The sequence below is a fragment of the Pseudomonas sp. S2_H01 genome, assembly GCF_054668305.1.
On sequence record NZ_CP162756.1, the window covers coordinates 3,803,345 to 3,821,935 of the forward strand.

The window sequence follows — 18,591 nt, forward strand, 5'->3', positions numbered from 1 at the left end:
CTGCGACACGGATGTCACTTGCGTTGCGTAGTGCCCACAACCAGAACAAATGGCAACAGGAGCATTTCCCATGACGTCATCCAACGCCGCTCAAGGCGCAGGACAGCTTGAAACACGCGGCATCGAGCCGGTTCCGGAAAACGAGTGCAACGGGCATCCGCTGCAACTGTTCTGGGTCTGGTTCGCCGCCAACATCAGCATTCTCGGCTTGCCGCTGGGCGCGACACTGGTGGCCTTTCGCGGTCTGTCGATCGGGCAGGCAATCATCGTGGCAATTCTTGGGGCGGCAGGCTCCTTTGCCGTGGTAGGTGTGATTTCCATTGCAGGGCGTCGCGGTCGCGCGCCGAGTCTGACCCTCTCTCGCGCCATCTTCGGGGTGCGCGGCAACATCGGTCCTACCATCGTTTCGCTGATGTCCCGTCTGGGCTGGGAAACCGTGAACACCACCACGGCGGCGTTCGTGCTGCTGTCGTTGTGCTCGATCCTGTTCGGCACGGCGGTCGAGGCGAAAAACTCGCCGGGCCTGACGTTGCTGTTCATCGCGATCTTCGTGCTGATGACCCTGACCGTCTCGGGGCTGGGCCACGCCACTTTGCTGGTCATCCAGAAATGGGCGACCTATATTTTTGGTGCGCTGAACGTCATCGTCGGCGGCTTCCTGATCGCGCACATTGACTGGACGGCGGTGTTCAACGCCACGCCAGCCCCGGTGAGCGCGATGATCATCGGCGTCGGCACCATGGCTGCGGGCACCGGTATCGGCTGGGCCAACGCGGGTGCTGACATGTCCCGTTATCAGCACGGCAGCGTCAAGGCCACTCGACTGGTCGCCTCGGCAGCGTTCGGCGCGGGCATTCCGCTGGTATTGCTGATCACCCTTGGTGGTCTGTTGTCAGTCGGCAACGATCACCTGGCCTCGGCGACCGACCCGATCATCGCGATCCGCGAACTGCTGCCGACCTGGATGGCCGTTCCTTACCTGATCACCGCATTCGGCGGCCTGCTGCTGTCGAACAACCTGTCGGTGTACTCGGCGGGCCTGACCACGCTGACCCTGGGGCTGAAGATCAAGCGCGTTCACGCGGTGATCGTCGACATCGTGGCGATCTTCGCCGGCTCGATTTATTTCATGCTGATAGCCGACAGCTTCTACGGCCCGTTCATCACCTTCATCTCGATGCTGGCCGTGCCGATCACGGCGTGGGTCGGGATCTTTGTGGTCGACCTGATTCATCGCCACTACTATTCCGCCAAAGACCTGATGGACGTGTCGCCCCGCAGCGCCTATTGGTATCGCGGCGGTATCGAATGGCGAGCGCTGGGTGCGTGGGCACTGGCGATCGTGCTGGGCTTCAGCTTCACCACCGTCGCGACCACGCCGGAAAACGTGCTGTTCAAGGGCTTCCTGTCTGATTCCTGGTTCGGCCACAACGGCTTGGGCTGGATCGTGACCTTCGTGGTCGCTGGCGGCCTGTATGCATTGCTCGGCGGTTCCCGCGACCGCCGTGTCGTCACCAAAGAGGCTGCTCATGCCCGGTAGATTGCTGTACACCGGCCAGGTCGTGGTGGACCTGGTCATGGCGCTCGATGCCTTGCCGCGCTCGGGGGGCGATGTGCTTGCCCGCTCGGCGACGTTCGAGACGGGCGGTGGTTTCAACGTCATGGCCGCGGCCTGCCGTAACGGCCTGCTGACGGTCTATCTTGGTCGTCACGGCGCCGGCCGCTTCGGCGACCTGGCCCGTGGGGCGATGACCGCCGAAGGCATTGAAATCGCTACGCCAGGTTCGGACGATCAGGACACGGGCTTGTCGGTGGCATTGATCGAACCCTCCGCCGAGCGATCTTTCATCTCCTACGTCGGCGCGGAGGGCGGCTTGTCCCGCGACGACCTGCACAGCGTGGCAGTGCAGCCCGAAGACTATGTGTTCGTGAGCGGTTACAGCCTGCTGCACAAGCATAAAGTGTCGGCCTTGCTGAGCTGGCTGGCTGAGTTGCCGAAGGGCGCAGGCGTGGTGTTCGACCCGGGGCCGCTGGTCAATTCACCGGACAGCGCCGAGATGCAGGCCGTGCTGCCGATGATCACGCTGTGGACCAGCAACTGCGAAGAGGCGTTGCGTTTCACCGGCTGCGAGGCGATTGCCGATGCGCTGGAGCAATTGGCGAGGTGGTTGAATCAGGGCGCGTTGATCGTGGTGCGCGACGGCCCGCAAGGTTGCTGGATTCGTCAGGGAAGCAACGCGCAACACGTGGGGGGTTTTCCGGTCACGGCCATCGACACCAATGGTGCGGGCGATGCCCATGCCGGTGTGTTGCTGGCCGGGTTGGCGGCAGGCCTTTCTGCGGAAACGGCCGCTGTGCGCGCCAATGCGGCGGCGGCGATTGCGGTTACACGCTGGGGCCCGGCCACCGCGCCAAAGGCTGCGGAGGTGGATGAGTTGATTGGAAAGACGCTCCTGGGGGATTGAGGTCAACCCAACCCGTACTTCTTGACCTTGTCGAACAGTGTGGTCTTGGCCATCCCAAGCTCATGGCTCGCCTGACTGAGATTTCCGCCGCTGCGCTGCAAGGCTTCAGTGAGCAGGTTCTTCTCGAAGGCTTCGACGGCCTCGGAAAAGCCCAGGCTCTGACTGGCCGCCGTCAGCCCTGACTTCTTGAACGCCGGAAGGCCCAACGCGTAACGTTCGGCGACGTTGCGCAGTTCGCGGACGTTGCCGGGCCAGTCGTGGCTCATCAGTGCAGACATCGTCTGCGGGTCGAGCTGTGGCGGTTCACGGTCGAAACGCAGTGAGGACAACTGCAGGAAGTGCTCGAACAGTTGCAGGATGTCTTCTCGACGTTCGCGCAAGGGCGGCAGCTCCAGGGTCACCACGTTGAGGCGGTAATACAGGTCGCTGCGAAACTGGCTGGCTTTGCTCAGTTCATCGAGGTCGGACTTGGTGGCCGCGATCACCCGGCAATCGACGGCCACGCTCTGATTGGAACCCAGTCGCTCCAGCGTGCGCTCCTGCAAGACCCGCAGCAGCTTGATCTGCAGATTGATCGGCATGCTTTCGACTTCATCAAGGAACAGCGTGCCGTTGTGAGCGTGTTCGATCTTGCCGATTCGACGCTTGCCCGCGCCCGTAAAGGCGTTGGCTTCATGGCCAAAAATTTCACTCTCGAACAGGTTTTCCGGCAGGCCGCCGCAGTTCAGCGCAACGAACTGACTGGCGTGACGCCGACTGAAATCATGCAGGCAGCGGGCAACCAGCTCTTTGCCGGTGCCGGTTTCGCCTTCGATCAGCACGTTGGCCGAGGTGTCGGCGACGTTGGCGATTAACGCGCGCAGGTTCTGCATGGCCGCCGAACGGCCGATGATCTTGCCTTCAAGCGAGTCGCGCTCAGCCAGTTGCCGACGCAGCGACCAGACTTCCCGCGCCAGCCCGCGTTGTTCCAGCGCGCGTCGGGCAACATCCACCAGACGTTCGGGGGAGAAGGGTTTTTCCATAAAGTCGTACGCGCCATCGCGCATCGCGCCGACGGCCATCGACACGTCACCATGGCCGGTGATCAGCACCACTGGCAATGTGCGGTCACGTTCCTTCAGGCGTTTGAGCAGCTCAAGGCCGTCAATGCCTGGCAGACGAATATCGCTGATGACGATGCCGGCAAAATTGTCGCCGACCAGCGCCAGCGCCTCTTCGGCGCTGCCGACGCCCTGACTGTGGATGTCTTCCAGCGCGAGCGCCTGCTGGCAGCCGAGCAGAACATGGGGATCGTCTTCGACGATGAGGACGGTCAGTTCAGTGTTCATGTGCAAATCCAATCCATCAGCGTTGCCTTCATCGCGAATGAATTCGCTCCCACAGAAAGAATGCAATCCTCTGTGGGAGCGGATTCATCCGCGAAAAAATGGCCCGGTCGGCGACTTTCCGGGATGTGATTCATATGATCGGAGCCCCGCTGTTCACCAACGGCAAAATCAGCACGAACATCGTGCCCCCTTCAGCCGGGTCTTCAGCGTTGAGGCTGCCACCTGCGGCAGCGGCAAGACTGGCTGACAGCGTCAGGCCCAGCCCCAGACCTTGCTCGCCGGGCTTGGTGGTGAAAAACGGTTCGAACAGGTGCTTGCGCGCTTCGGCGTCAATGCCATGGCCGTTGTCGCGAACACGCACGCGATATCGGCCCTCGAACAGGTCGCCTTCGAGCCACAGCACGGGCAGCGGTTGTGCCTGCATGGCGTCCAGCGCGTTGCCGATCAGGTTGACCAGAATCTGTTCAAGGCGGGTTTGATCGATTGCCAGTTCGACATCGTCGATCTGCTGATGCAAGTCCAGAGCGCTGGCTTCCAGGCGTCCGGCCAATAACTGCAAGGCCGCTGCAACGGCCTTGCCCAACGACGCCTGACCTTTGTCTTCGCCGCGTCGGGCAAAGGCCCGCAGGCTGGCGGTGATTCGGCCCATGCGGTCGACCAGATCGTTGATGGTTCGCAGGTTTGTGCTGGCGATGTCCAGCGCGCCGCGCTCGATAAACCGCACGGTGTTGCCGGACAGCGTGCGCAATGCTGCCAGCGGCTGGTTGAGTTCATGGGCGATGCTGGTGGACATCTGCCCGATGGCGGCGAGCTTGCCAGCCTGAACCAGTTCGTCTTGCGCCTGACGCAGGGTTTCCTCGGCCTGACGCCGCTCACGAATCTGGCCCTTGAGGCGCTCGTTGCTGGCGCGCAAGTCGGCGGTGCGTTCGGTAATCCGACGTTCCAGTTCGTTGTTGGCTTGCTCAAGGGCCTCACGCGCGGCGAGGCGGGTGGAAATCACCTTGCGGCGCTCGTTCCAGGCGATCAGCAGGAACGCCACCAGCGCACAGGCAACGGCCACCAGCATGCCTTGATTGGCCGCTTCGCGACGCAGGTCTTCCAGCGGTGTCAGCAAGGTCAGGTGCCACGGCGTGTCGGCCAGGTCGCGGGTCTGCGCCAGATAACTCACCACGGTGTGTTCATGGTCGACGCTGCTGTTGGCGGGGAAGGTCAGCTTCTCGACGCCGTCGGCGATTGATTCGCGCTCAAGCGGCACCAACTCGTTCAGCGGCCACCAGTAATATTGCAGGCTGCGCGCCAGCCGCTCTTTGACTTCGGCGGTCAGCGGACGAACCGATTTCAGGCGTCTGGCCGGGTCGCTGGACAGGATGATGATGCCGTTCTCGTCACTGACGAACGCTTCCAGGCGCGCACGTTGCCAGCGTTCTTCGAGGGCTTCCAGGCGTACTTTGATCACTGCCACGCCGATGATCTTGCCTTTCTCTTCCAGCCCGTGCGCCAGGTAATAGCCGGGCTCGCCGGTGGTGCTGCCGATGCCGTAGAACCGACCGGGCAGACCGCGAATGGCGTCCTGGTAATACGCGCGGAAGGACAGGTCTTCGCCCAGATAACTGTCGGCGTCACGCCAGTTACTGGTGGCCAGCACGCGGCCCGTGGTGTCGAGCACATAGATAGCGCGGCTACGGCTGCGACGGTTCAGGCCTTCGAGGTAGTCGTTGACCTTGGTTCTCAATTCCGGCGACGGGTCGTTGAGCAGGTCAGAGACATTGGATTCGAGCTCCAGCACGCTGGGCAGGTAGTTGTACTTGTTGATTTCGCTTTCGACGGTCCGGGCGTGCAGCTCAAGCTGACGTTCACCGTTCTCGCCCAGTGCCTTGATGCCGTTCTTTTCGCTGTACAGATAGGTGACATAGCCCAGCGCGATCATCAGCAGGATGACCAGTGGCGGCAGGAACAGGTGGCGGATCAGGCGGGGTTTCACGGCAAGTGATGGCGGCGCGCTAAGAGGGGGATCGCATTTCATCACAGTCGTCCTGGACCGACCAGCCGCTCGTGTCACTGATGTCGACACGAGGGGCGGGAGGGTTTTTTGCCCTTTTGAGGCATTGTCTCTAACTAAAAGTGGCTGCGCTCGGCCATGCGGCGTTAAAAACAGGCTCGCAATGCTCATTGAGGTGTCTCAACTGCGCTTGCTCGCCTGTTTTTGCCTTGCCTGACCTTCGCTCGCCGACTTTTCGAAAAGATCCTTTAATGTTGCAGGATTTTGTTGAGGAAGTGCTGGGCACGTTCGGAGCGTGCGTTGACGTCACCGAAAAACTCTTCCTTGGCGCAGTCTTCGACGATCTGGCCTTTGTCCATGAAGATCACACGGTCGGCCACTTTGCGAGCGAAGCCCATTTCGTGGGTGACGCACATCATGGTCATGCCTTCGTGGGCCAGTTGCACCATCACGTCGAGCACTTCGTTGACCATTTCCGGGTCAAGCGCGGAAGTCGGTTCGTCGAACAGCATGACCACAGGGTCCATCGCCAGCGCGCGGGCAATCGCCACACGCTGCTGCTGACCGCCAGACAGTTGGCCGGGATGCTTGTGTGCATGCGCCGACAGGCCAACGCGCTCCAGCAATTGCAGGCCTTTCTTGGTGGCTTCTTCCTTGCTGCGACCCAGTACCTTTATCTGCGCGATGGTCAGGTTTTCGGTAATGGTCAGGTGAGGAAACAGCTCGAAGTGCTGGAACACCATGCCGACGCGCGAACGCAGTTTCGGCAGATTGGTTTTAGGGTCTGCGATGGAGGTGCCGTCGACCACGATGTCGCCTTTCTGGAACGGCTCCAGCGCGTTCACGCACTTGATCAGGGTCGATTTGCCCGAACCCGATGGGCCGCACACCACGATCACTTCGCCTTTTTTGACCTCGGTGCTGCAATCGGTCAGCACCTGGAAGTCCCCATACCACTTGTTGATATTTTTGATGGAAATCATACGGCTAACCTTTTCTGCATGAGCTTGACCAGGCGCGAGGCGACGAAGCTGATCGTGAAGTACACAAGACCTGCGATAACCAGGAACTCATTGGAGCGACCAATGATGTCGCCGCTGGAGCGGGCCGAGTTGAGGAAGTCCACCAGACCGACCGTGTAAACCAGCGAGGTGTCCTGAAACAGGATGATGCTCTGCTGCAGCAGCAGCGGGGTCATCTTGCGGAACGCTTGCGGCAGGATGATCAGGCGCATCATCTGGCTGTACGTCATGCCCAGCGCTTGCGCCGCGCCCATCTGACCACGGGAGATCGATTGCACACCGGCACGGACGATTTCGCAGAAGTACGCGGCCTCGAACATCATGAACGCCACGACGCAGGAGGTGAACGCGCCGATCGGGGTGTCCTGGCCGGTAATCCAGCGCAGCACGAACGGCACTGCGAGGTAGAACCAGGTGATGACCAGCAGCAGCGGGATCGAGCGGAAGTAGTTGACGTAAGCGCCCGCGATGTTGGCCATCAGCTTGCTCGACGACAAACGCATCAACGCCAGAATCGTACCGATGATGATGCCACCGACCACGCCCATGACCATCAGCTGCAAGGTCATGAGCATGCCGTTCCACATGCCGGGAATGGCGGGGATGATTCCAGAGAAGTCCATTATTTACCTCCCACGGAGATCAGGCCCGGCACCGCGACTTTCTTCTCGATCAGGCGCATGAGCAGCATCAGGCTCATGTTCAGGGTGAAGTAGATCAGGGTGGCGAGGGTGAAGGCTTCGAACAGGTTCGCGGAGAACTCGGCGGTCTGCTTGGTCTGCGCGAGCAGCTCCATCAGGCCGATCAGCGAGGCCACGGACGAGTTTTTGAACACGTTGAGGAATTCGGAGGTAAGCGGCGGAATGATGATCCGGTAGGCCTGCGGCAGCAGCACGTTCCAGTAGATCTGAGGCAGCTTGAAACCCATGGCGCGCGCGGCGGATTCCTGGCCGGGCGGCAGCGCCTGAATACCGGTGCGCACTTGTTCGCACACCCGTGCGGCGGTGAACAGGCCCAGGCACACGACAACACTCAGGAACGCCGAGGTGGTCGGGTTGAGGTCTTGCTTGTACCACTCCTGCATGCCTTCAGGCAGCAGATCAGGCACCAGGAAGTACCAGATAAACAGCTGAACCAGCAGCGGCACATTACGGAAGATTTCCACGTAGACCGTGGCAATGGACGAAACGATGCGGTTAGGCACCGTGCGCATGACCCCGAGCACCGAGCCCAGGAGTAACGCGATGATCCAGGCGGCAACGGCAATTGCGATGGTCCAGCCCAAACCGGAAATGTACCAGTCCAGATAGGTCTCGCTGCCAATGCCAGTGGACTTGAAGAACACGCCCCAGTCCCAGTTGTAATTCATCAGGGTCTCCCCTCTGATCGATCGTTATGCACGCATACGCTTGGTAGCGGCTCCCGGGAAAAGCCATGGGCTTTCCCGGGAATCAGGCTTCTACGTTTTTATGATGTGCGGTGAAGGGCTCAGGCCTTCTTTTCGTCCGCCGCAGGTTTGAGTTCTGGCGCAGGCTTATCGGTTGGGTTGGCGATCAGCTCTTTGACTTTGTCACTCATCGGGAAATTCAGGTTCAAGCCTTTAGGTGGAATCGGGCTCTCGAACCACTTGCTGTAGATCTTGTTGATTTCGCCGGATTTGTAGAGGCTGATGATCGCGTCGTCGACGGCTTTCTTGAACTCAGGGTCTCCTTTGCGAACCATGCAGGCGTACGCCTCAAAGGATTGTGGGGTGCCTGTGATGACCCAGTTCTTGGGCTCCTTGGCCTTGGCTTCCTCACCGGCCAACAGGGCGTCGTCCATCATGAAAGCGACAGCACGGCCGCTCTCCAGCATCTGGAACGATTCGCCGTGGTCTTTGGCGGAGATGACATTCATGCCCATCTGCTTGTCGGCGTTCATAGCCTTGATCAGGCGCTCGGAGGTGGTGCCTGCCGTGGTGACGACGTTCTTGCCCTTCAGGTCGGCGAAATCGCTGTAGCTTGGTTTGCCATCTTTGTCTTTCTTGACCAGCAGACGTGTGCCGATCTCAAAGATGTTGACGGTGAAATCTACTTGTTGCGCACGCTCGGCATTGTTGGTCGTCGAACCACATTCAATGTCCGCGGTGCCGTTTTGAATCAATGGAATACGGGTTTGCGAGGTGACCAGGTTGTACTTGACGTTCAGGTCAGGCTTGTTCAGGTCTTTCTTGATCGCATCAACGATGGCCATCTGAATGTCGTGCGAGTAGCCGACCGGCTTGCCGGAAGCGTCAGCGATGTAAGAGAACGGAATAGAGGAGTCGCGGTGAGCGAGAGTGATGGTGCCGGAATCGTTGATTTTCTTCAGAGTGCCGGTCAGTTCGGCGGCGAAAACCGGGGTGCTGATCAAAGCGGCAGCGATGGCTGCGCCCAGGATGTGGGGAACGATACGCATCTGTGAATCCTCGACTTTGTTTTTTTTATGGGTCCGGGTTGGACGGCCCTATCGGTTTCAGAACGCTACAACGGCGGCCCATACAGGCGGCACGCTACATCGGAGCAATCGTGAATGAGTGTAGAGCATGAGTCATGCCAAGCACGTGACAGAGTATAAGCGTCTGAATTTAAAGGATATTTATTTGTGGTCTGACGCTGGCAGGCATTTCCGTGTCCGGGATGCCGAATGGGGAGAGGAGTTGCGTTCGGAAATCCGAATGGTGGTGGGGCTGGCGCATCAAACTGTAGGAGCGCGCTTGCCCGCGATTGTGGCGGCGAGATCACACATCTGTGCCGTCAGACCGATTTTTCGCGGGCAAGCGCGCTCCTGCAAAGGTTTGCGATCACTTATGCAGCTTCAATAGCACCTTTATTGCGAGACACCTTGTCGAGGTATGCCTGCACGTTCTGCTGTTCCTCCGCCGTGGTGAACAGACCCAGCTTGGTCCGGCGCCACAGAATGTCTTCGGCCTTGGTCGCCCATTCTTCGCTGCACAGGTAATCCACTTCGCGACTGTAGAGACCGCCGCCCAGGTATTCGCCCATGTCCGCTGCGCCTTGAACGCCCTCAACGATCCGCCAGCTGCGCGAGCCGTAGGTGATCGCCCAGCGGTTGGCGATGTCTGCGCTCAGCCAGTTGCAGCGCTGCTGCAGCTCAGCGGCCAGTGCAGCCGGTGTGGTCATGTTTTCGCCGCCAGGCAGACTCGCTTTCGCCGTCCAGCTCGGCTTCATCTGCGTGAAAAACGGTGCCAGTTGCTGCATCGCCGATTCAGCCAGTTTTCGGTAAGTCGTCAGCTTGCCGCCGAACACCGACAGGATCGGTGCTTCCTCGGCACTGCCTGACAGCGACAGCGTGTAGTCACGCGTGATCGCCGACGGGTTGTCCGATTCATCGTTGCAAAGCGGACGCACACCCGAATAGGTGCGGATGATGTCGTCGCGGCTGAGCTGCTTCTTGAAATGTTCGTTGACGATCTTCAGCAGGTAATCGGTTTCGCCTTCGGTGATCGCCACTTTCGACGGGTCGCCGGTGTATTCGCGGTCGGTGGTGCCGATGATGGTGAAGCGTTCCAGATACGGAATGGCGAAAACGATTCGCTGATCTTCGTTCTGCAGAATGAATGCGTTCTCGCCTTCATACAGCTTGGGCACGATCAGGTGACTGCCTTGAATCAGGCGGATCCCGTATTGCGACTCCAGTTTCAGGTCTTCGCGAATGAACTTGGCGACCCACGGGCCAGCCGCGTTGACCAGCGCCTTGGCACGGATCGAAAACAGGCTGCCGTCGGCACGCTCCATGTTCATGTGCCATAACCCGCCGCTGCGGCGAGCGCTCAGGCAGCGTGTCTGGGTGTGGACGTGTGCGCCTTTCTCGCGGGCGGCCATGGCGTTGAGCACAACAAGACGTGCGTCGTCGACCCAGCAATCGGAGTATTCGAAACCGCGCGTGATCGAGCTGTTCAGCGGGCTGTCAGCGCCGAAACGCAGGTTTTTCGACGCAGGCAGTTTTTCGCGTTTGCCCAGGTGGTCGTACAGAAACAGGCCTGCCCGAATCATCCACGCGGGGCGCAGGTGCGGGCGGTGGGGCAGCACGAAACGCATCGGTTTGACGATGTGTGGCGCCTTTTCAAGCAGCACTTCACGTTCAGCCAGGGCTTCGCGGACGAGGCGGAATTCATAGTGTTCGAGATAGCGCAGGCCACCGTGGATCAGCTTGCTGCTGGCTGACGAGGTATGGCTGGCCAGGTCGTCCTTCTCGCAAAGGAACACCGACAGGCCGCGTCCCGATGCATCTGCCGCAATCCCGACACCGTTGATGCCACCACCGATCACAGCGATGTCATAGACCTCGGAGAGAGGTGGGGTGGGCAAGTTGGAATGGGCCATCGGGGCCTCCTGTCTGAATTCGATCACGCCTGGCATTCGCTAAAGGCGAATTCGAACATTTATGTTCATTTCCGAAAATAGTAACGCAATAACGAGCCCCCGGCCACTCGGTATTGATTGAAAATACTGATGGGAGGGGCAAGAAAGGAACAAAAACGAACATGGAGGAGGGAGGTTGGCGGGTGAAGGCAGACAGGCGCCGGACGTGTGGGAGCGAACTCAATTGCGAGACGCCGTTACATTCGCGAGCTATTCGTCGGCTGGAAAATCTTTTGCGAAGGAAGTCGCTCTCACAGGGTGAGAGCGCAAACGCAACGGTATGTTTAAACCACTTCCAGCCGAATCTTGTTCTGCGTGAGCAGTTGCGCCAATGCAGGCACCGGCGCCTGATCGGTCACCAAGCAGTCGATCAGGGTGATCGGGCCCAGGCGGACCATGGCGTTACGCCCGAACTTGCTGGAGTCGGCCGCCAGAATCACTTGGCGCGCATTGGCGATGATCGCCTGAGAAACGCGCACTTCCTGGTAGTCAAAGTCCAGCAGGCTGCCGTCTTCGTCGATCCCGCTGATACCCACCAGCGCGAAGTCGACTTTGAACTGTGTGATGAAATCCACGCTCGCCTGACCCACCACGCCGCCGTCGCGACGCACATTGCCACCGGCCAGCAACACCTCGAAATCGTCCTTGCCACTGAGGATCGACGCCACATGGAGGTTATTGGTGATGATCTTCAGGTGGTTATGGTTGAGCAGGGCGCGCGCAATCGATTCGGTGGTGGTGCCGATGTTGATGAACAACGAGGCGTGATCAGGGATCTGCGCGGCAATCGCTTCGGCGATGCGCTGCTTTTCGTCGCGCATCTGGTCGGCACGCATGGCGTACGCGGTGTTCTCGATGCTGGAGTCGTAAGCGGCACCGCCATGATAGCGACGCAGCAGGTTCATTTCCGCCAGCTGGTTGATGTCGCGCCGGATGGTTTGCGGCGTCACGACAAACAATTGGGCCATTTCTTCGATGCTGACGTAGCCGCGCTCACGGACCAGCTCGAGGATCTGCTGTTGACGGGGTGGCAGATTCATTTTTTTCCTTCGGGCAAGGGCGCCCATGATGCCGCAGGCAGCCATTACCTGTCAGCCGGAAAAAGAATCTCAAGGATCGGGGCGATCAAAACCTGTGGGAGCAAATTCATTCGCGAGAGGCCAGTAGATTCGATAGAGGTCTATCGGATGTACCACAGCATCGCGAATGAATTCGCTCCCACAGTTAAACCGGTCCAGCAACAGAGTCGCAGTGTGGCAGGTTATTCCGCGTCTTCGTGCGGCTCCCAGTCGCGAGTACGGTCCACGGCCTTGCGCCATCCTGCGTACAGCTTCTCTTTTTCGGCATCGTCGCACTGCGGCTCGAATTTCCGCTCGATGACCGCTTTGTCCTTCAACTCGTCCAGCCCGCTCCAGAACCCGATGGCCAGGCCCGCCAGGTAGGCCGCACCCAGCGCCGTGGTCTCGCGCATTTTCGGGCGTTCCACCGGCGTGCCGAGAATGTCGGCCTGGAACTGCATCAGGAAGTTGTTCGCCACCGCGCCACCGTCCACGCGCAGGGCTTTCAGGGGTTCGCCTGCGTCTTGCTGCATCGCGTCCAGAACATCGCGGGTTTGATAGGCGATGGATTCCAGCGCAGCACGAATGATGTGATCGACCTTCACGCCACGGGTCAGGCCGAACAAGGCGCCGCGCGCGTACGGGTCCCAATAGGGCGCACCGAGGCCGGTAAAGGCCGGGACCAGGTACACGCCGTTGCTGTTTTTCACTTTGGTCGCGAAATATTCGGTGTCCATGGAGTCATTGACGATCTTCAGCTCGTCTCGCAGCCACTGCACGGTCGAGCCGCCATTGAATACCGCGCCTTCCAGCGCATAAGCCACTTCGCCACGCGGGCCGCAGCCGATGGTGGTGAGCAAACCGTGGTTGGATTTGACGGCTTTCTTGCCGGTGTTCATCAGCAGGAAACAGCCGGTGCCGTAGGTGTTTTTCGCCTGACCCGGCTCCACACACATCTGGCCGAACAGCGCCGATTGCTGGTCGCCGGCGATGCCCGCGATGGCAATGCCGCTTTTACTGTGGCCATAGACCTCGGAGGAGGATTTGACCTCGGGCAGCATTTCCCGTGGAACGTCGAGCACGTCCAGCATCCGCTGGTCCCATTCCAGGGTATGGATGTTGAACATCATTGTGCGCGAGGCGTTGGTGTAGTCGGTGACATGAACCTTGCCGCCGGTGAATTTCCAGATCAGCCAGCTATCGACCGTGCCGAACAACAGTTCACCACGGCGCGCGCGCTCGCGGCTGCCTTCGACGTGATCCAGAATCCACTTCAGTTTGCTGCCGGAAAAGTACGGGTCGATCACCAGACCCGTAGTGTCCTTGATGTAGTCCTCAAGCCCATCGCGCTTGAGCTGCTGGCAGATCTCGGTGCTGCGTCGACATTGCCAGACCACCGCATTGTAAATCGGTCGGCCGCTCTCTTTTTCCCATACCACCGTGGTTTCACGCTGGTTGGTGATGCCGATGGCGGCGATCTGGTTGTGATGCAGGTTGGCCTGGGCCAGGACTTTGGTCATGCAGGCCGTCTGGGTCGCGAAGATTTCCATCGGGTCGTGTTCGACCCAGCCAGGCTGCGGGTAATGCTGAACGAACTCGCTCTGGGCAGTGCTCACCACGTTGGCGTCGCGGTCGAAGATGATGGCGCGAGAGCTCGTCGTACCTTGATCGAGGGCGATGATGTAATTCTTGTTGTCGTTATCGGTCATGTCGGTGGCCTGGTGATAAAGCGGGTATCCGGGAACTGCCATCAGTTTACGTGCGAAATCGCGTTCAGTGCGCGGGTGGCATTGCCGATGATGGCTGAATATTCGTATTCGAAAAAATATAGACGTAAACGAACCTTGTCAAAGGTCGAAAGCGAACCAGGGTGAGTTTTACACGCCCACCCGTTTTTACGGCTCGCCGCCTTGTCCGGCCAAGGCGTTTCGACGGCGGATGGCCTAAAGTAATGGCATTGAATACCCAACCTCCCGGTCGTCTGGAGTGCTGCATGACCCCCGCATTGGATTTACTGAAAAAGGTTCGCGCCGAACACCGTGTACACAGTTACGAGCACGACCCCAAAGCCGCGTCCTACGGTCTGGAAGCCGCAGAAAAGCTGAAGTTGCAACCCGCTCAAGTGTTCAAAACGTTGTTGGCCAGCACGGAGAAGGGTGAGCTGCTGGTGGCGGTCGTTCCCGTCGTGGGATCGCTGGATCTCAAGGCGCTTGCCCATGCTGCGGGCGCCAAGAAGGCAGAAATGGCTGACCCGGCCGCGGCACAGCGTGCCACCGGTTATTTGCTGGGTGGCATCAGCCCGTTGGGGCAGAAGAAAAGACTGCGGACGTTCATTGATGAGACCGCTCAACCGTTCGCGACCATATTTGTCAGCGCTGGTCGACGCGGGCTTGAGGTTGAGCTGTCGGCCGCGGTACTTGCACAACACACCCAGGCAACATTCGCTCAGATTGGTCGTGAATGATCCGCAGGCATCGTCAGAAATGCCTGAGGCCTTTACGCAGTGACCCTTTACAGCGACCAGAGTAGGGCGCTGCCGGACATCAACGATTGGGGACGCCTTCCATGCAGCTTGAATTTCATCAGGTCGACGCTTTCAGCGATCGGTTGTTCGCGGGCAATCCTGCGATGGTCTATCGCCTCGATGCCTGGCTGTCGGATGAGCTGATGCAGCACATTGCGACCGAACATAACCTGTCGGAAACCGCCTTCGTGGTGCGTGAGGCCCAGGGTTGGCATATCCGCTGGTTTACGCCGACCCACGAAGTGCCGCTCTGCGGGCACGCGACGCTGGCCAGCGCCCATGTCCTTTTCGAGGTCTATGGCGAGACAGCCGACACCATCGACTTTGTGGGCAAATCAGGCCCTCTGAGTGTGACGCGAGAAAACGGACGCCTGCTGCTGGATTTCCCGGCGATGCCTCCCAGCGAAGTGGGCGTCACGGTGGACGTTGAGCGTGCGCTGGGAACCGAGATCGTGGATGTGCTCGGCTCGGCGGAGTTGCTGGTGGTGCTGGAGTCCGAGCAGGCGGTTCGGGAATGCAAACCCGACTTCGCTGCGATTGCCCGGCTGCCCTGGCCCGGCGTGATCGTCACCGCCAAGGGCGATGGCGAACGCTACGATTTCGTGTCCCGGTATTTCGCCCCGGCCATAGGCATCCCGGAAGACCCGGTGACCGGCTCGACGCATTGCAGCCTGATTCCTTACTGGTCAGCCCGGTTGAACAAGTTCAGCCTGACGGCCTATCAGTGCTCGGCGCGCGGGGGCGAGCTGTTTTGCCGCCTGGAGGGGGATCGAGTGAAGATCGGCGGATACGCGGCGCTGGTGGCGAGCGGAACGTTAAGCTTGGGATGACCGTCACTTTTCGCTAATACACATGACCTGTGGAAGTGAGCAAGCTCACTCCCACAGGGATACCATTCTTATCAATGAATGGGGAGCTCTCAGCCCTTCACATCCTGATGCACCGGAACACTGCCGGCCGCCGGGAACAACACCAGGTGCTCGGCTGACACGCGGATGCCGACTTCTTCCCCGATGCTGAAATCCGCATGGCTCGGAAACAGTGCTTCCAGCAGCGTGCCGGTGGGTAATTGCAGGCGATATGACGTCGCTGCGCCCTGAAAGGTCTTGCTCGCCACCCGGGCTTTCAACGCGCTGTCCGGGGCATGCACGATATCGTCGGGACGCAACAGCACCTCCATCGGCATACCGCGCACGCCCCGATAGGCCCGGTTGCCACGCAGCATGCCCAGTTCAGTTTGCACGGACTCGCTGTCGATCAATTGACCACGAATGAAATAGCCCTGCCCGACGAAGCTTGCGACGTAAGGCGTGGCGGGTTCGTGATAGAGGTTGTAGGGCGTGTCCCACTGCTCGAGCCGCCCCTCTTTGAACACACCCACGTGATCGCTCACGGCGAAGGCTTCTTCCTGATCGTGTGTCACCAGGATCGCACTGGTGCCGCGCGCTTTCAGGATGTCGCGAACTTCATGGCTCAAGCGCCGACGCAGTTCGCCGTCGAGGTTGGAGAAAGGTTCGTCGAGCAACAGCAACTGCGGCTCAGGCGCCAGTGCGCGGGCCAGGGCAACGCGTTGTTGCTGGCCTCCGGAAAGTTCGTGAGGGTGACGTTTGCCCAGCGCCCCGAGATTGACCAGCTCCAGCATGTCGCTGACCACCTGGGTCAGGCGAGGGTGATTGCGGATGCCGAACGCGATGTTGTCGGCAACGGTCAGGTGCGGGAACAGCGCGTAATCCTGAAACACCATGCCGATCCGGCGTTTCTCCGGGGCAAGGGTGAAACCGGCTTTGGAGATCACGTCTCCGGCCAGTACGATTTCGCCTTCATGCACCGGCTCGAAGCCGGCAATGGCACGCAGTGTCGTGGTTTTGCCGCAGCCCGAGGAGCCCAGCAGGCAACCGATGTCACCCGCATTGAGGTGCAGATTCAGGTTCTGCACCACCCGCTGATCCTGATAGCCGCAGGCGAGGTTGCTCAGTTTCAGCAGCATGGGATCACTCAAGCAGGTTGGTAGGCTGGCGCCACGAGAAACTCCAGCAGCGCCTTCTGCGCATGCAGGCGGTTCTCTGCCTGATCCCATGCGACCGAACGTACATCGTCGAGCAGGTCTTCACTGATTTCTTCGCCACGGTGGGCGGGCAGGCAGTGCATGAACAACGCATCGTCCGCGGCCAGATCCAGCAAGGCGCGGGTGACCTGGAAAGGTTTGAAGAGGGCGATACGTTTGGCGGTTTCTTCTTCCTGGCCCATGGAGGTCCAGACGTCGGTGCTGATCAGGTGCGCGCCTTTCACCGCTTCACGCGGGTCTCGGGTCAAGGTGACGCGATCACCGGCCAGTGCCATGAACTGCGGGTTGGGTTCGTAGCCTTCCGGGCAGGCCACACGCAGCTGGAAGTCGAACTGGATCGCGGCCTCTATATAGCTGTTACACATGTTGTTGCCGTCGCCGATCCAGGCCACGGTCTTGCCTTTGATCGAGCCCCGGTGCTCAAGGAAGGTTTGCATGTCGGCGAGCAGTTGGCAGGGGTGCAAGTCGTCCGACAGACCGTTGATGACCGGCACGCGGGAATTGGCGGCGAACTCGGTGAGGTTGCTGTGCGCGAAGGTACGGATCATGACCGCGTCGACCATGCGCGACATCACGCGTGCACCGTCGGCAATCGGCTCGCCTCGGCCCAGCTGGGTGTCACGAGGCGACAGAAAAATAGCCTGACCGCCCAGTTGAATCATGCCGGCTTCGAACGAAACACGGGTACGAGTCGAAGATTTCTCGAAGATCATCGCCAGCACGCGTCCTCTCAGCGGCTCGAAGAGCACGCCTCGATTCCGCAGGTCCTTCAGCTCAATGCCGCGACGAATCATGCCGACGAGCTCATCCGGCGTGTAGTCCATCATCGAGAGAAAGTGCCTTGCGCTCATCATTAACTACCTTGTCTGCAACAGACCGCAGATCCTCAAAGCCGGGTTTTATCGGGAAAACGGGCGAGACCTGCGGCAAAAGCCGCACGGGGCGACGAATAGGGAAGGCGCGAGGGTATAAGAAAATGTCGCCTTGTGCCAAGGGCCGCGCTCAGGGAAAGTGTTCGTCAGACGTTCGGTCGCCTGAAAGTGGCGCGTTCAGTACGCTTTTCATGTAACGAAGTGCTACAGTTGCGTACACGCGGAGGCACTTAGCCATCTTCGTCTGTCGGGTCGGTCGTCTTTTTACACCTTCGCATTGCGCGGTGGCAATTACTGCCGATTCCGTAACAGTTTCAAATGGCTGCAGAACCTTATGCGACATGCTTCACGCCGCGGAAACCCGGACGTTTCCTAATGCACTGGTGTGGGTTATAAAGGCCGCTTATGTCCTCCAAAAGGGGTGGGGAATGGATTCAAAAGAGAAACAACTGACGGAACTGCTCGGGCTCACCGCCCGCACCCTCACGCACCTCACTGCTTCCATGACATCGATGTCGTTCGAGCTGATGCGCAGTGAGGACGAAGTGACACGCTCGGCAGGTCGTCGGATGATCGATCGTATGGCGACAATCAGCGCTGGTCTGGATGACCATTGGCGTTTGATCGGTGAGCTCACCGGCGTTCAAGTGTCACAGGAACAGGTCGAAACCGTTCACGAGATTCAGATGCAGCGTAAGGTCGTAACGCCCATTGGCGGTTCGGCTTCCTGAGTCTTCTCGCGCGCTCCCTCTTTATTCGCTCAGGTGAGCTATCGGCTCGCCTGATGCTGTCCGATTCACGGCACTGACGTTTCTGGCGAAGTGCCGCGCCAGGCTCCATAGTTTTGTTTCCGCG

16 protein-coding genes are annotated in these 18,591 nt (G+C 59.7%); 5 read left to right on the plus strand and 11 right to left on the minus strand.

Going from position 1 to position 18,591, the window contains the following annotated elements:
* Positions 1–70: 70 nt before the first annotated feature.
* A complete protein-coding gene (locus AB4N84_RS17015) occupies positions 71–1,540 on the plus strand; it encodes a purine-cytosine permease family protein (protein WP_460042339.1) in 1,470 nt (489 codons plus the stop codon).
* A complete protein-coding gene (locus AB4N84_RS17020) occupies positions 1,530–2,465 on the plus strand; it encodes a PfkB family carbohydrate kinase (protein WP_460042340.1) in 936 nt (311 codons plus the stop codon). The genes AB4N84_RS17015 and AB4N84_RS17020 overlap by 11 nt, the downstream gene beginning before the upstream one ends.
* Positions 2,466–2,467: 2 nt before the next feature.
* Here AB4N84_RS17020 and aauR read toward each other — a convergent pair whose 3' ends face one another.
* The 9 genes from aauR to glpK all read right to left on the minus strand — a co-directional run bounded on the left by aauR (position 2,468) and on the right by glpK (position 13,984).
* Positions 2,468–3,745 (minus strand): two-component response regulator AauR, encoded by a 1,278-nt coding sequence (gene aauR / locus AB4N84_RS17025; protein ID WP_244165841.1) that lies wholly within the window; start codon positions 3,743–3,745, stop codon positions 2,468–2,470.
* A 178-nt stretch (positions 3,746–3,923) separates the two neighbouring features.
* A complete protein-coding gene (aauS, locus tag AB4N84_RS17030) occupies positions 3,924–5,816 on the minus strand; it encodes a two-component sensor histidine kinase AauS (protein ID WP_074753158.1) in 1,893 nt (630 codons plus the stop codon).
* Between the two features lie 224 nt (positions 5,817–6,040).
* Positions 6,041–6,775: an amino acid ABC transporter ATP-binding protein gene (locus tag AB4N84_RS17035; RefSeq protein WP_062388030.1), complete on the minus strand. Its 735-nt coding sequence runs from the start codon at positions 6,773–6,775 to the stop codon at positions 6,041–6,043.
* On the minus strand, positions 6,772–7,440 hold the full coding sequence (locus AB4N84_RS17040; protein WP_208605167.1) for an amino acid ABC transporter permease: 669 nt from the start codon (positions 7,438–7,440) through the stop codon (positions 6,772–6,774). Before AB4N84_RS17040 ends, AB4N84_RS17035 begins: the two co-directional genes overlap by 4 nt.
* Positions 7,437–8,183 carry an amino acid ABC transporter permease gene (locus AB4N84_RS17045; RefSeq protein WP_460042341.1) on the minus strand — a complete coding sequence of 249 codons (747 nt, stop codon included), beginning with the start codon at positions 8,181–8,183 and terminating at the stop codon, positions 7,437–7,439. The genes AB4N84_RS17040 and AB4N84_RS17045 overlap by 4 nt, the downstream gene beginning before the upstream one ends.
* Before the next feature lie 119 nt (positions 8,184–8,302).
* A complete protein-coding gene (locus tag AB4N84_RS17050) occupies positions 8,303–9,250 on the minus strand; it encodes a glutamate/aspartate ABC transporter substrate-binding protein (protein ID WP_460042342.1) in 948 nt (315 codons plus the stop codon).
* 389 nt (positions 9,251–9,639) lie between these two features.
* Positions 9,640–11,178, minus strand: a complete 1,539-nt coding sequence (glpD, locus tag AB4N84_RS17055) for a glycerol-3-phosphate dehydrogenase (RefSeq protein ID WP_460042343.1) — start codon at positions 11,176–11,178, stop codon at positions 9,640–9,642.
* A 323-nt stretch (positions 11,179–11,501) separates the two neighbouring features.
* Positions 11,502–12,257: a DeoR/GlpR family transcriptional regulator gene (locus AB4N84_RS17060; protein WP_037012305.1), complete on the minus strand. Its 756-nt coding sequence runs from the start codon at positions 12,255–12,257 to the stop codon at positions 11,502–11,504.
* A 221-nt stretch (positions 12,258–12,478) separates the two neighbouring features.
* Positions 12,479–13,984 (minus strand): glycerol kinase GlpK, encoded by a 1,506-nt coding sequence (glpK, locus tag AB4N84_RS17065; RefSeq protein ID WP_074753184.1) that lies wholly within the window; start codon positions 13,982–13,984, stop codon positions 12,479–12,481.
* A 284-nt stretch (positions 13,985–14,268) separates the two neighbouring features.
* On the opposite strand from glpK, the gene ybaK reads away from it, so the two are divergent.
* Both ybaK and AB4N84_RS17075 read left to right on the plus strand, forming a co-directional pair.
* A complete protein-coding gene (ybaK, locus tag AB4N84_RS17070) occupies positions 14,269–14,739 on the plus strand; it encodes a Cys-tRNA(Pro) deacylase (RefSeq protein WP_074753153.1) in 471 nt (156 codons plus the stop codon).
* Between the two features lie 101 nt (positions 14,740–14,840).
* Complete coding sequence (locus tag AB4N84_RS17075) at positions 14,841–15,629, plus strand: PhzF family phenazine biosynthesis protein (RefSeq protein ID WP_460042344.1); 789 nt, start codon at positions 14,841–14,843, stop codon at positions 15,627–15,629.
* 89 nt (positions 15,630–15,718) lie between these two features.
* Here the strand turns inward: AB4N84_RS17075 and AB4N84_RS17080 are convergent, their stop codons facing one another.
* Together AB4N84_RS17080 and argF are read right to left on the minus strand one after the other, a co-directional pair.
* Positions 15,719–16,798: an ABC transporter ATP-binding protein gene (locus AB4N84_RS17080; protein WP_460042346.1), complete on the minus strand. Its 1,080-nt coding sequence runs from the start codon at positions 16,796–16,798 to the stop codon at positions 15,719–15,721.
* Positions 16,795–17,715 carry an ornithine carbamoyltransferase gene (gene argF, locus AB4N84_RS17085; RefSeq protein ID WP_143024381.1) on the minus strand — a complete coding sequence of 307 codons (921 nt, stop codon included), beginning with the start codon at positions 17,713–17,715 and terminating at the stop codon, positions 16,795–16,797. Before argF ends, AB4N84_RS17080 begins: the two co-directional genes overlap by 4 nt.
* 449 nt (positions 17,716–18,164) lie before the next feature.
* On the opposite strand from argF, the gene AB4N84_RS17090 reads away from it, so the two are divergent.
* Positions 18,165–18,467: a hypothetical protein gene (locus tag AB4N84_RS17090; RefSeq protein WP_062387999.1), complete on the plus strand. Its 303-nt coding sequence runs from the start codon at positions 18,165–18,167 to the stop codon at positions 18,465–18,467.
* Positions 18,468–18,591 lie beyond the last annotated feature (124 nt).

What these genes read in the sequence shown, in the direction of transcription:
- AB4N84_RS17015 (WP_460042339.1), top strand. Translation starts at nt 71, where the DNA reads ATGACGTCATCCAACGCCGCTCAAGGCGCAGGACAGCTTGAAACACGC.
- AB4N84_RS17020 (WP_460042340.1), top strand. Translation starts at nt 1,530, where the DNA reads ATGCCCGGTAGATTGCTGTACACCGGCCAGGTCGTGGTGGACCTGGTC.
- aauS (WP_074753158.1), bottom strand. Translation starts at nt 5,816, where the DNA reads ATGAAATGCGATCCCCCTCTTAGCGCGCCGCCATCACTTGCCGTGAAA.
- AB4N84_RS17035 (WP_062388030.1), bottom strand. Translation starts at nt 6,775, where the DNA reads ATGATTTCCATCAAAAATATCAACAAGTGGTATGGGGACTTCCAGGTG.
- AB4N84_RS17045 (WP_460042341.1), bottom strand. Translation starts at nt 8,183, where the DNA reads ATGAATTACAACTGGGACTGGGGCGTGTTCTTCAAGTCCACTGGCATT.
- AB4N84_RS17050 (WP_460042342.1), bottom strand. Translation starts at nt 9,250, where the DNA reads ATGCGTATCGTTCCCCACATCCTGGGCGCAGCCATCGCTGCCGCTTTG.
- glpD (WP_460042343.1), bottom strand. Translation starts at nt 11,178, where the DNA reads ATGGCCCATTCCAACTTGCCCACCCCACCTCTCTCCGAGGTCTATGAC.
- AB4N84_RS17060 (WP_037012305.1), bottom strand. Translation starts at nt 12,257, where the DNA reads ATGAATCTGCCACCCCGTCAACAGCAGATCCTCGAGCTGGTCCGTGAG.
- glpK (WP_074753184.1), bottom strand. Translation starts at nt 13,984, where the DNA reads ATGACCGATAACGACAACAAGAATTACATCATCGCCCTCGATCAAGGT.
- ybaK (WP_074753153.1), top strand. Translation starts at nt 14,269, where the DNA reads ATGACCCCCGCATTGGATTTACTGAAAAAGGTTCGCGCCGAACACCGT.
- AB4N84_RS17075 (WP_460042344.1), top strand. Translation starts at nt 14,841, where the DNA reads ATGCAGCTTGAATTTCATCAGGTCGACGCTTTCAGCGATCGGTTGTTC.
- argF (WP_143024381.1), bottom strand. Translation starts at nt 17,715, where the DNA reads ATGAGCGCAAGGCACTTTCTCTCGATGATGGACTACACGCCGGATGAG.
- AB4N84_RS17090 (WP_062387999.1), top strand. Translation starts at nt 18,165, where the DNA reads ATGGATTCAAAAGAGAAACAACTGACGGAACTGCTCGGGCTCACCGCC.